We start from the raw sequence: 13,103 nt of genomic DNA on the forward strand, positions 1-13,103 counted from the left end.
TTCCTTTAAACCTGCGCGGCCAGCAACGGCTCGGGAACAGGCGATCTTTCCAAAATCTGTTGAATTTCGATCGGGCTCAACAATCGACCCGGAATCAATTCGCCGTCATGCACATGCGCTGTTCCCAGCAAGGCACGAGGATGTTCTCCATACACCACGACTTGATCACAATCAACCCAGGGGCCGCGTCGGCGCACCCCACTCAAAAATCTTCCGGCGTTCTCGCTGTCCAGGCTCACCTCGGTGTAGCCCTGCAGCAGCACATCGACCGGTTGCAATGCAGCCAGGCGCTCGTCTTCCGCCATGACCTCCAGCTCGGGCAGCGTCACGCACTGTGACGCTTCAAACGGCCCAGTGACCACTCGGCGCAGCGCGATCAAATGACCGCCGCAGCCCAGGGCCTCGGCGATGTCTTCGCCCAGCGTGCGGATGTAGGTGCCTTTGCTGCACGCCACGCGCAAACGCAAAAACGGGGCATCGCCCTGCAGCTGCATGTCGAGCAGCTCCAGGTCATGGATGACCACGTTGCGCGACTCGCGCTCGATGGTTTCGCCCTCACGCGCGTATTCGTAGAGGGCCTTGCCGTCTTTTTTCAAGGCGCTGTACATCGGTGGCACTTGGCTGATCGGTCCCATGAACCGGTCCAGCACTTCCACCACCATGCCCGGCGTGCACGTCACGTCGCGGGTTTCAATCACTTCACCTTCGGCATCGGCCGTGCGGGTTTTCACACCCAGACGGACGGTGGTTTCATACACCTTGTCAGCATCCAAATGCTGCTGACTGAATTTGGTCGCCGCACCGAAACACAAGGGCAACACGCCCGTGGCCAAGGGATCGAGCGTGCCCGTGTGGCCCGCTTTTTCCGCGCGCAGCAACCACTTGGCCTTTTGCAAAGCCTGGTTGCTGGATAAACCCAGGGGTTTGTCAAGCAGCAACACCCCGTGCACAGGGCGCCGCTGCACCCTGGTGCGGGGCGCGGTGGTCATTCGTCGTCGTCTTTGGCGCGTGAGGCCACGGCCTTGGAGATCAAGGCGTTCATGTCCGATGCACGCTCGGTGGTGCGGTCAAACATGAAGTGCAGCGTGGGCACGGTGTGGATGTGCAGTCGCTTGAACAAACCGTTGCGCAAGAAACCGGCTGCGGCGTTCAGGCCTTCGGTGGCTTCATCGGGGTTGCCGGTCAAGACACTGAAGAACACTTTGGCGTGGGCGTAATCGGGCGTCACCTCGACCGCGTTGAGCGTGACCATGCCCACGCGCGGGTCTTTCAACTCGCGTGCGATCAATTCGGCCAGATCGCGCTGGATCTGGTCGGCCACGCGGAAACCGCGGTTGGGTACGGATGAAACCTTCTTGCGGGCCATTTACAGCGTTCTCGCGATTTCCTTGACGTCGAAGAATTCGAGCTGATCGCCCTCTTTGATGTCGTTGTAGTTTTTGAGCTTGATACCGCACTCGAAGCCTTCTTTGACTTCGCGCACGTCGTCCTTGAGGCGCTTGAGCGAGTCGAGTTCACCGGTGTAGATGACCACGTTGTCGCGCAGCAGGCGGAATTTGGCGTTGCGGGTGACTTGACCCGAAGTGACCATACAACCTGCAACCGTGCCGATCTTGGAGGCGACGAACACGGTCCGGATTTCGGCCATACCCATGATTTCTTCGCGCTGCTCGGGCGCCAGCATGCCGGACATCGCGGCTTTGAGTTCATCCACAGCGTCATAAATGATGTTGTAGTAATGCACGTCAACGCCATTGCCTTCGGCCAGCTTGCGGGCACCGGCATCGGCACGCACGTTGAAGCCAATCACGATGGCTTTGGAGGCAATCGCCAGGTTGATGTCCGACTCGCTGATGCCACCCACGCCGGCATAAACCAGCTGAACTTTGACTTCGTCAGTCGACAGCTTGAGCAAGGAGGCGCCCAGGGCCTCTTGCGAGCCTTGCACGTCGGCCTTGATGATGATGGGCAGCATCTTGACTTCGCCCGCCGACATGTCGGTGAACATGTTTTCGAGCTTGGCAGCTTGTTGCTTGGCGAGCTTGGTGTTGCGGAACTTGCCTGCACGGTAAGTGGCGATCTCGCGGGCACGGCGCTCGTCGCCCATGACCATGAATTCGTCGCCGGCTTGGGGCACTTCGGTCAGACCTTGAATTTCGACCGGAATCGAAGGGCCAGCTGATTTGATGGGATGGCCGTTTTCATCCAGCATGGCGCGCACGCGGCCAAAGGTCTGGCCTGCCAGCACCACATCGCCAGTGTTCAAAGTACCGGACTGCACCAGGATGGTGGCCACGGGGCCTCGACCTTTGTCCAGACGCGCTTCGATGACCAGACCCTTGGCAGCGGCTGCCACGGGGGCTTTGAGTTCGAGCACTTCGGCCTGCAAGAGCACTTGCTCCAACAAGTCGTCAATGCCCATGCCGGTTTTGGCGGACACGGACACGAAGGGTGAATCGCCACCGAATTCTTCGGGCACGACTTCTTCTGCAATCAGTTCAGCGCGCACGCGTTCGATGTTTGAATCGGGCTTGTCCATCTTGTTGATGGCTACCACGATGGGCACACCCGCGGCCTTGGCGTGCTTGATGGCTTCCTTGGTCTGGGGCATGACGCCGTCGTCACCGGCCACCACGAGGATGACGATGTCGGTGGCTTGTGCACCACGGGCACGCATGGCCGTGAAGGCTTCGTGACCGGGGGTGTCCAGGAATGAGATCATGCCGCGAGGCGTTTCGACGTGGTAGGCGCCAATGTGCTGCGTGATGCCACCGGCTTCACCCGAGGCCACTTTGGCACGGCGGATGTAGTCCAGCAGCGAGGTCTTGCCGTGGTCAACGTGACCCATGACCGTGACCACGGGGGCACGCGGCAAGGATTCAGCGTGTTGATCGGAGACTTCTTCGTCGGTGAAGGCTTCTGGGTCGTCCAGCGCCGCGATCACGGCTTTGTGGCCCATTTCTTCCACCACGATCATGGCGGTGTCCTGGTCCAGCGGCTGGTTCATGGTGGCCATTTGGCCCAGCTTCATCAAATGCTTGATGACCTCGGAGGCCTTGATGGCCATCTTGTGCGCCAGTTCGGCCACGGTGATGGTTTCGGGCACGTGGACTTCGAGCACGCGCACTTCTGCCGGTGCCGACTGGCCATGTGAGTCGTCACGATCACGCTCGTTGCCACGGCGGCCACGGGGACCACCGCGCCAGTTGTTACGGCCCACGCCACCGCTGGTGTCACCACGGGTGGGAATCGCCTTTTTCTTGGCCGGATCACCTGCCCAGCTGGACGACAGCTTGGCAGATTTGACTTCCTTGTTGGCGCCTGGAGATGCGGGAACGGCAGTTTTGGCAGCTGCAGCGGCGGCTGCTCTGGCCCCCGGGGCTGGGGTGCCAGCGGGCTTGTGCAAGGTGCCTTTGACCGCAGCTTTGGCTTCGGTCTTGGGCTCTTCTTTTTTCGCAACCAACACCTTTTTGGGGGCGTTCATCATGTTGCGGATGGCTTCGGCTTCGGCCAATGCCTTGCGGCGACGCTCATCGAGGTCACGCGCACGGGCTGTTTCTTCGGCGGCGCGGGCTTTGGATTCATCGGCGGCTTTTTGGGCCGCCGCTTCACGCGCTTGTTGGTCAGCCTTGGCTTTTTCTGCGGCTTGTTCAGCCGCTTTGGTGGCGGCAGTTTCAGCGGCAGACACCACGGGCACGGCTGGCTTGGCTTGCTGCTGCGAAGCGGCGTTGATGCTGGCGGCTTCGGCACGGGCCAGTTGTTCGCGCTCTTCGCGGGTCAAAGCAGGCTTGGCTGCTTGCGCAGCGGCAGCAGCTTGTGCGGCGGCTTTGGCCTCGGCTTGAGCTTGCTGCTCTTGCGCCAATGCTTGCGCACGTTGAGCAGCTTCTTGCTCTTCACGTACTCGGCGCTTTTCAGACAACTCTTCTTCCTGGCGACGGATCAGCTCGGCTTGACGACGGGCTTCTTCTTCGCGGCGAGCCAGCTCGGCATGGTCGATGACCGGCTCTTGAGGCGCTTGCGCCTGAGGCTCGGCCACAGGCTCGTCATCGCGCTTGATGAGGGTGCGTTTCTTGCGCACTTCCACCTGGATCGTGCGGGCCTTGCCGGAAGCGTCGGCTTGCTTGATCTCGCTGGTGGATTTTTTCACCAAGGTGATTTTTTTGCGATCACCGGCTTGCGTGCCATGACTGGCTTGCAAGTAGCTGAGCAATTTTTGCTTGTCAGAATCGTTGAGCGCATCGCCCGCGGAACTTTTGGCAACGCCTGCAGAGCGCAATTGCTCCAGCAAGACATCGGCAGATTTTTTGAGTTCGTTTGCGAACTCGGCAACAGTGGTACTGGACATATTGTGTTCAAGCCTCCATCAGCTTCAGGCCTGGCCTGCGAACCAATGTTCGCGGGCTTTCATGATCAGGGCGGTGGCCTCTTCGGAAGTTTGACCCGAGATATCGGTCAGTTCGTCAGTGGCGAGGTCAGCGAGGTCATCACGGGTGTGGATGCCCGCTTCGACCAGCTTGGAAATGAGCTCAGGCGTGAGGCCCGGCAGGTCGCGCAAATCTTGCGACACTTCTTCGACGCTTTCTTCGCGGGCGATTTCCATGGTCAGCAAGGCGTCTTTGGCACGCGCGCGCAGTTCGTTGATCGTGTCTTCGTCGAAGCTTTCAATGTCCTGCATTTCCTGGATGGGCACATAGGCCACTTCTTCCAGGCTGGTGAAGCCTTCTTCGATCAGGATGTCGGCGATCTCCTGGTCCACGTCGAGCTTTTCCATGAACAGCTGACGGATACCGGTGGTCTCTTCGGCCTGCTTTTGGGCAGACTCGGCCGCGTCCATGATGTTGATTTTCCAGCCCGTGAGGTCGGAGGCCAGGCGCACGTTTTGACCACCGCGACCAATGGCAATGGCCAGGTTTTCTTCGTCCACCACCACATCCATGGCGTGCTTTTCTTCATCCACCACGATGGATTGCACATTGGCCGGGGCCAGGGCGCCGATCACGAACTGAGCGGGGTCTTCGCTCCACAACACGATGTCCACGCGCTCGCCAGCGAGTTCGTTGGTCACGGCGTTCACACGGGTTCCGCGCACACCAACGCAGGTGCCAATCGGATCCACGCGTTTGTCGTGCGAGAGCACGGCGATCTTGGCGCGTGAGCCAGGGTCACGGGCGCAGGTCTTGATTTCGAGCAGGCCTTGTTCGATTTCGGGCACTTCCTGGCGGAACAGCTCGATCATGAATTCGGGGGCCGAACGCGACAAGATGATGGGGGCGCCGCGCAGGGTCAGGTCCACTTCCATGATCATGGCGCGCACACGGTCACCGCTGCGCAGGTTTTCCTTGGGAATCATTTCGCTGCGACGCAGGCGGCCTTCGACGCGGCCGGCTTCACAGATGAGGTCACCCTTGTCCATGCGTTTGACGGTGCCGACAAAGATTTTCTCGCCACGCGACATGAAGTCGTTGAGCAGCATTTCACGCTCGGCGTCGCGGATTTTTTGCAGGATGACCTGCTTGGCGGCCATGGCACCAATGCGACCAATGGGCAAGGATTCGATGGGCTCTTCAATGTATTCGTCGACTTCGATGTCGGGAATTTGCTCTTTGGCTTCAAACAGCAGGATTTCCTGGTCGGGCTGCTGCAGACCGGCTTCATCGGGTACGACATGCCAACGGCGAAAGCTCTCGTAGTTGCCGCTGTCGCGGTCCACGGCCACGCGGATGTCCACTTCACCGGCATACAGTTTTTTGGTGGCTTGCGCCAAGGCTGCTTCCACAGCCCCAAACACCACGTCGCGCTCAACGTTCTTTTCACGTGAGATGGCTTCGACCAACATCAACATTTCGCGATTCATGACTCGACTCTCCTGTTCCACTGGGTCTGGGATTCAGACCCGAAAAAATACTCAAACATTGGTGGCCTTGTTCAGGCTTGACCTTTGGGCTTGCGCCCTTTGAAATCGACCACGGGTGCCAGTCGGGCAGCCTGTAACTCTTGCAGCGTGAAGCCCAGTGCATGCAGTGGAGCGGGCACTCGTTTCTTGCTGATTTTTTGTCCGGGCTTGACGGCAGGCTCATCGCTCCAGACGATCTGCCAGCCGGCGCCTGTGGCATCGCGCTCAAGCGTGCCACGGAATTTTTTGCGGTTGGCACTGACCAGGCCAGCCGCGTTTTCGCCCATGGGGGCTTTGAGGGTGATGTCGATCAATTCACCGACAAAACGCTCGAAATCTTTTTCGTGCCGCAGGGGGCGGTCAATGCCTGGCGAGGAGATTTCCAGGCGGTTGTAGGTCACGCCGTCCACTTCGAGGGCAAACTGCAGCTGTCGGTTGACCTTTTCGCAGTCTTCCACGTTGATGAACACGTCTGACCCAGGGTGCCAGGGCCAGTCGATGGTGATGCGCAGCAAGCCACCCGCAGAGCGCTCTATCTCAACCAGGTCATAGCCTAGGCCGGTCACGGTTTCTTCAACGATTTGCTGCAATGCCACAGAACTTCGAAATGCCAAACTTAAAAAGGAAAGACCCAAAAAAAACGGGCGGTGAAAACCCGCCCGTTTGGTCGTGAAGCTCGTATTCTAGCTGAAAAACGTGCTAAGTGTGTGATTTTTAAGGAAAACAACGCACACAAAAATGACATCTTCGCTCACAAATCCGGGAAAGCCTCCAGCAAATGGCGGGTGTAAGCATGTTGGGGTTGGCCAAGCACTTGCAAGGCGGGTCCGGACTCGACCACCTTGCCGCCTTGCAAAACCAGCACTTGGTGCGCCATGGCGCGCAGCACGTCCACGTCGTGGGTAATCATTAAGTAAGCTATGCCTCTTCGCACTTGCAACGTCTTCAGTAATGTCAGGATTTGCTTTTGCACCGTGACGTCCAGCGCGCTGGTGGGCTCGTCGAGCACCAAGAGCGCAGGCTCGACCACCAGGGCCCTGGCCAGTGCGATGCGTTGGCGTTGCCCGCCGGAAAAAGCGTGTGGATAGCGGTTGAGCAATTCGGGAAAATCGTCACTGGACAAGCCCACTTCGGCCAAGGTGGCCAGGGCGCGCTGCTCGATTTGCGCTGACGTCAGATGGGGCTGATGCAGTTTCAAGCCTTCAGAGACGATCTCGCCCACGGTCATGCGCGGCGAGAGGCTGCCATAAGGGTCTTGAAACATCACCTGCACACGTTGGCGCAAGGCCTTGTCTTGGCGGGGGCGGCCTTGCCAGCGGTCACCGGCAAAGGTGACATCGCCTTCAAATGGCATCAGCCCCAGCACCGCCTGAGCCAAGCTGGATTTGCCCGAGCCGGATTCGCCCATGACGCCCAAGGTGGTGCCCGCCGGGATGCTGAAATCAGCGCCATGCAGTGCGGTGAAGTGGTTTTTGTGAAACCAGCCGCGCCAGCCGGGCACTGCCATGGGATAGCGCACGCACAGGCCGCTGGCCTGAACCACCGATGCGGGCTTGGCTTGAGCGTCGGCTTCATGCAAGTCATCGCGACGGGGGCGGCTGTCCAGCAGCTTCTGGGTGTAGGCATGCTGCGGGCAGGAAAACACAGCCCGCAACTCGCCTTGCTCGACCAGGTGGCCTTTTTCCATGACGGCCACGCGGTGTGCGAAATGCCGCACCAAGGCCAGATCATGGGTGATGAGCAGCACGGCCATGCCCGTTTTTTCTTGCAGCGCCGTCAAGAGATTGAGCATTTGCAGACGCAAGCTGGCGTCCAGCGCGGTGGTGGGTTCGTCGGCCAGCAAGAGTTTGGGCTCGCAGCCCAAGGCCATGGCCATCATGGCCCGCTGGCGTTGCCCGCCCGACAGCTGGTGCGGATAGGCCTGGAAGCGGCGCTCGGGGTCGTCGATGCCGGTTTCGCTCAGCAAAGCCACGGCCCGCAAGTCTGCATCGCGCCTGAGCTGGCCTTTTTTGAGCTGCAGGACTTCGGAGATTTGCTGGCCCACGGTCATCAGCGGGTTGAGGGCCGTCATCGGCTCTTGAAAGATCATGGCGATGTCATCGCCCCGGATGCGCTGCATCTCGGCCAGCGGCTGTTGCAGTAAATCCTGCCCTTGCCACAACACCTGACCGCTCAGCCGGGCCGACTCCAACAAGCGCAGCACAGACAGGGCCGTGACCGATTTGCCGGAGCCCGACTCGCCCACCAAGGCCAGACGCTCACCGGGCTGAATGCTCAGGTCGATGCCATGCACCACTTCGGTGTCACCAAAGGCGACGCGCAGTTGCTTGAGTTGCAGCAAGGGCGTGGTGTTGTTCATGCGTCCACCTTTCGGGGGTCGAGCGCGTCGCGCAAGGCATCGCCCATGAAGGTCAAGAGCAGCAAGGTCACCACCAGCACGCCAAAGGTGGACAGGGAAATCCACCAGGCGTCGATGTTGTTTTTGCCCTGCGCGAGCAATTCGCCCAGCGAAGGCGTGCCGGGGGGCACGCCCAGGCCCAGAAAGTCCAGCGAGGTCAGCGCCAATATGGCGCCGCTCATGCGGAACGGCAAAAAGGTCACCACGGGCGTCATGCTGTTGGGCAGCACATGCCGCCAGATGATGGGCCAGTGCCCCAGGCCCAGCGCCCGGGCGGATTTGACGTAGTCGAGTTGGCGGTTGCGCAAAAATTCGGCCCGTACATAGTCCGACAAGCCCATCCAGCCGAACAGGCTGAGCAAAACCAGCAACAAACCGACGCTGGGCTCGAACACGGCCGAAAAAATGATGAGCAAATACAGCTCGGGCATGGCGCTCCAGATTTCGATGAAGCGCTGGAACACCAAATCGGTCTTGCCCACGAAAAAGCCTTGTACGGCCCCCGTCAGGACGCCCAGCACGACACCAAACAGCGTCAAGGCCAAGGCAAACAGCACCGAGACCCGAAAGCCGTAGAGCAAGCGCGCCAGCACGTCGCGGCCGCGATCGTCGGTGCCCAGCAGGTTGCGTGCCGAAGGCGGTGCGGGGTTGGGCAAGGGGGCAAAGTAATCAAGCGTGCTGTGGTGATAGGGGTTAGGCGCTCTCAAGGCCCAGTGGCCATCCCGCGCCAATTGCTGCTGGATGAAGGGGTCCAGGTAATCCGTGGGGGTTTCAAAATCGCCCCCGAACACCGTCTCGGGCAGTTGCTGCACAACCGGAAAGTACCAATGCCCCTCGTAGCGGACCACCCAGGGTTTGTCGTTGGACAACAATTCGGCGCCTAGGCTGAGCACAAACAGCGTGGAAAAGATGATCAGGCTGCCAAAGCCCAGGCGGTTGCGCTTGAAACGCAGCCAGGCCCTGCGCGAAGGGGACAACTGCGGCGAAGAAAGCGTTGAAGTGGATGCGGTCATTGGTCAAACTTGACGCGGGGATCGACCCACAGGTAGCACAGGTCACTGATGAGTTTGGTGACCAGGCCGATCAGGGTAAACAGATACAAGGTGCCCAAAACAACCGGGTAGTCCCTGCGGATCACCGATTCGTAGCTGAGCAAGCCCAGGCCGTCGAGCGAGAACAAGGTTTCTATCAGCAAGGAGCCTGTAAAAAAGGCCCCGATGAAGGCAGCCGGAAAGCCGGTCACCAAGGGAATCAGGGCGTTGCGCATGACGTGGCGGTACAGCACGCGGCGCTCGCTGAGGCCTTTGGCGCGGGCGGTCAGCACGTATTGCTTGCGAATTTCTTCAAGAAAGGCATTTTTGGTCAGCATGGTGATGACCGCAAACGCGCCCAGCACACTGGCCAGCACAGGCAAGGCGATGTGCCAAAGATAGTCCACCACCTTGCTGCCCCAGCTGAGTTGCTCCCAATTGGAAGAGGTCAGGCCGCGCAAGGGAAACCACTGCAACTGCCCGCCAAACACCACCAACAAAGCCACGCCCAGCACAAAGCCCGGAATCGCATAACCCACCAACACCAGCAAACTGGTGAGGGTGTCAAAGCGCGAGCCGGCGCGAACAGCCTTGGCAATGCCCAAAGGCACGGATATCAAGTAACTGAGAAAAAACGTCCACAAGCCCAAACTGATGGACACGGGCAGTTTTTCCTGAATCAGGCTCCAGACATCCTTGGGGTAGAAAAAGCTCTTGCCCAGATCGAATTGGGCAAACTGTTTGAGCATCATCCAGAACCGCTCTACCGGTGGTTTGTCAAAGCCGTAGAGGGTTTTGATTTCGGCAATGCGGGCGGCGTCCACGCCTTGTCGGCCCCGGTAACCGCTGCCCGCTGCCGCAGCGCCCTCCCCGCCTGTGTCTCGTCCCTGCAGCTGGGCCACCATTTGCTCCACCGGGCCACCGGGCACAAACTGAATCACCACAAAGGTCATCAGCAAAACCCCGAACAGGGTCGGAATCATCAGCAGCAAACGTTTGAAGATGTAGGCCAACATGGTTCAGGGGGCTTTCGGGGCGGCTGGATGTGAAGCTTGGGGACGTGCCGCAGCAGGCGACCACCACACCGAAGTCACCAGTTTTTCAGGTTGGTAAAAACGCGGCAGATCGGCCGGGCGCTCAAACGCCGCCGCACGCCAAGACACCCGGTGCACCGCACCATACCAATGCGGCACCACATAGTGGCCGTGACGCAGCACCCGGTCGAGTGCCCGCAGGCGAGTGACCAGTTCGGGCCGGGTGGTGGCGCTCACCGCTTTGTCGAGCAGCGCGTCCACAGCCGGGTCTTTGAGGCCCAGAATATTGCCGGAACCTTCCACGTCGGCCGACTTGGAGCCAAAGCGCTCGAGCAACTCCGTGCCCGGCGCCTCGCTGCCCACGGCACGGTTGCTCACGATGTCAAAGTCAAAGACGTCCATGCGCTTTTGCAGCAAGGCAAAGTCAATCACTTTGTAACGAACCTGAATGCCCAGTTTTTCCAGGTTCTTGGCAAAGGGCGTGACCACACGGCCCATGGAGCCCGAACTGTCCAGAAACTCGATGCTGAAGGCCTGGCCCTTGGCATTGCGCAAAGCGCCATCGCGGTAGGTCCATCCCGCGTCTTTCAGCAAATCCCGCGCTTGGCGCAAATGGTCTCGCAGCGTGTGGCCCGATGCGGGGTCGAGCGCGGTTTGCGGCGGCTGGGGCACGGCTTGGTCAAACACGGCGGCAGGCAGTTGGGCGCGCAAGGGCTCCAACAGTGCCAACTCGTCCGGGCCTGGCAAGCCCTTGGCCTCGAAATCGCTGGCCACAAAAAAACCACGCACCCGGCTGTAGGCGTTGTAGAACAGCTGCCGGTTCAGCCATTCAAAATCCATGGCCAAGGCAATCGCTTGGCGCACACGCACATCTTTGAACTGTTCGCGCCTCAGATTGAACTGAAAGCCCTGAAAGTCACCGGCATTGCCATGGGGCAGCTCGGCTTTGATCAATGTCCCGCGCTCAAACGCCCTGCCCGTGAAAGCCCTGGCCCATTCACGCGCCACAAAGGACTGCATGTAATCGAACTCGCCCGCTTTGAAGGCTTCGAGCTGGGCGGTGCTGTCCTTGTAAATTTTGTAGGTGATGCGGTCAAAGTTGAACTGGCCTTTGCGCACATTCAGGTCTTGGGCCCAATACGCGGGGTCGCGCACATAGGTGATGTCTTTGCCAAACTGCACCGGGCCGATGCGGTACGGGCCGGAAGCGATGGGGATGTCCATGACCATTTGATCGAAAGCTTTGTGCGTGTTGCCCTGCAAACCCCATTTGCGACTGAATACGGGCATGGCGCCCACGATCAAGGGCAGTTCGCCGTTGGGCCGCACAAAATCAAAACGGATGCTGCGCTCGGCCAACACCGTGGCGCTTTTGACCTCACCAAAGTAAGTGCGGTACTGGGGCGCGGCCTGCTTGCTGGTCAGGCGTTCAAAGGTGTGGCGAACATCGGCGGCCAACACCGGGTCACCGTTGTGAAAACGCGCTTGTGGGTGAATTTGAAAAACCACCGACATGCGGTCGGCGGCCACCTGAATGTCGGAGGCCAACAAGCCATAGGCCGTGGTCGGCTCGTCCATATTGCCCACCAGCAAGGTGTCGAACAACATGTTCAGCAGGGCTGGCGGGGCACTGCCTTTGAGCGTGAAGGGGTTGTACTTGTCGAAGTTGGTCTGCCGCGTGGGCGGCACCAAAACGATCTCGCCGCCTTTGGGCGCAACAGGGTTGACATAGGCGAAATGGGCAAAACCTGCGGGGTAGCGGATGTCGCCAAACTGCGCATAGGCATGTGCAGCCCAGGCGGTGCCCGACATCCAGAGCCCCAAGGCCAGCAAGCAGTTTTTCAAAAATCGGGCCATGGGTCTTCGCATGCGACAATTCTGCCCACTTTTTCTTGGAGTTGAAGACATGAGCACAAAAACAGGATTTCTGGTGGGCAAAAAATTGCTGATCACCGGCGTTTTATCCAACCGTTCCATTGCCTATGGCATCGCCAAAGCCTGCCATGCGCAAGGCGCCGAGCTGGCTTTCAGTTATGTGGGCGAACGTTTCAAGGACCGCATCACCGAATTCGCCGCAGACTTTGACTCCAAATTGATTTTTGATTGCGATGTAGGCAGCGACGAACAAATTGAAAAGCTGTTCACTGACTTGTCGGCCACCTGGCCCAAGCTGGACGGTTTTGTGCACGCCATTGGCTACGCGCCACGCGAAGCGATTGCCGGTGATTTTCTAGACGGCCTGTCACGCGAAGGCTTCAAGATCGCGCACGACATCAGCGCCTACAGCTTCCCCGCCATGGCCAAGGCTGCCCTGCCCTATTTGAACGACAAATCAGCCTTGCTGACACTGACGTATCTGGGCGCCATCCGCACCGTGCCCAACTACAACACCATGGGCCTGGCCAAGGCCAGCCTGGAAGCCTCGGTGCGTTACCTGGCCGAATCCTTGGGCAGCCAAAACCGTGGACTGCGCGCCAACGGCATTTCGGCAGGCCCCATCAAGACGCTGGCGGCCAGCGGCATCAAGGGCTTTGGCAAGATTTTGTCGGTGGTGGCCGAGGCCTCGCCCATTCGTCGCAATGTGACCATTGAGGACGTGGGCAATGTGGCCGCGTTCTTGATGAGCGATCTGGCTGCGGGCGTGACCGCCGAAATCACCTATGTGGACGGTGGTTTCAGCCAAGTGGTCGGCGGCATTGCGGAGCCACCAGCGGCTGCGGCTTGAAGTTACGCTGTGCAGACATGAA

Annotated in this window: 10 protein-coding genes; 1 reads left to right on the forward strand and 9 read right to left on the reverse strand. The window is 59.6% G+C overall.

What is annotated here, in order from left to right; genetic code table 11:
- Positions 1–5: 5 nt before the first annotated feature.
- The 9 genes from truB to AMM33_RS04485 form a co-directional block, all read right to left on the reverse strand.
- The gene (gene truB, locus AMM33_RS04445; protein WP_090139164.1) at positions 6–989 is read right to left on the reverse strand and encodes a tRNA pseudouridine(55) synthase TruB; all 984 of its coding nucleotides are present in this window, start codon (positions 987–989) and stop codon (positions 6–8) included.
- Positions 986–1,366: a 30S ribosome-binding factor RbfA gene (rbfA, locus tag AMM33_RS04450; protein ID WP_090139165.1), complete on the reverse strand. Its 381-nt coding sequence runs from the start codon at positions 1,364–1,366 to the stop codon at positions 986–988. Before rbfA ends, truB begins: the two co-directional genes overlap by 4 nt.
- Positions 1,367–4,345, reverse strand: a complete 2,979-nt coding sequence (infB, locus tag AMM33_RS04455) for a translation initiation factor IF-2 (RefSeq protein WP_090139166.1) — start codon at positions 4,343–4,345, stop codon at positions 1,367–1,369.
- A 24-nt stretch (positions 4,346–4,369) separates the two neighbouring features.
- On the reverse strand, positions 4,370–5,854 hold the full coding sequence (nusA, locus tag AMM33_RS04460; protein WP_090139167.1) for a transcription termination factor NusA: 1,485 nt from the start codon (positions 5,852–5,854) through the stop codon (positions 4,370–4,372).
- A 71-nt stretch (positions 5,855–5,925) separates the two neighbouring features.
- Positions 5,926–6,489 (reverse strand): ribosome maturation factor RimP, encoded by a 564-nt coding sequence (rimP, locus tag AMM33_RS04465; RefSeq protein WP_090139168.1) that lies wholly within the window; start codon positions 6,487–6,489, stop codon positions 5,926–5,928.
- 155 nt (positions 6,490–6,644) lie between these two features.
- Positions 6,645–8,252 carry an ABC transporter ATP-binding protein gene (locus tag AMM33_RS04470; RefSeq protein ID WP_090139169.1) on the reverse strand — a complete coding sequence of 536 codons (1,608 nt, stop codon included), beginning with the start codon at positions 8,250–8,252 and terminating at the stop codon, positions 6,645–6,647.
- Positions 8,249–9,304: an ABC transporter permease gene (locus tag AMM33_RS04475; RefSeq protein WP_090139170.1), complete on the reverse strand. Its 1,056-nt coding sequence runs from the start codon at positions 9,302–9,304 to the stop codon at positions 8,249–8,251. Before AMM33_RS04475 ends, AMM33_RS04470 begins: the two co-directional genes overlap by 4 nt.
- Positions 9,301–10,338, reverse strand: coding sequence for a microcin C ABC transporter permease YejB (locus tag AMM33_RS04480; protein ID WP_053176340.1), 1,038 nt, complete (start codon positions 10,336–10,338; stop codon positions 9,301–9,303). Before AMM33_RS04480 ends, AMM33_RS04475 begins: the two co-directional genes overlap by 4 nt.
- Positions 10,339–10,341: 3 nt before the next feature.
- Complete coding sequence (locus AMM33_RS04485) at positions 10,342–12,213, reverse strand: extracellular solute-binding protein (protein WP_228767956.1); 1,872 nt, start codon at positions 12,211–12,213, stop codon at positions 10,342–10,344.
- 49 nt (positions 12,214–12,262) lie between these two features.
- Here AMM33_RS04485 and fabI point away from each other — a divergent pair, with 49 nt between their 5' ends.
- On the forward strand, positions 12,263–13,081 hold the full coding sequence (gene fabI / locus AMM33_RS04490; protein ID WP_090139172.1) for an enoyl-ACP reductase FabI: 819 nt from the start codon (positions 12,263–12,265) through the stop codon (positions 13,079–13,081).
- Positions 13,082–13,103: the final 22 nt, after the last annotated feature.

The sequence above is a fragment of the Limnohabitans sp. DM1 genome, from assembly GCF_001269385.1.
Lineage (GTDB): Bacteria > Pseudomonadota > Gammaproteobacteria > Burkholderiales > Burkholderiaceae_C > Limnohabitans_A.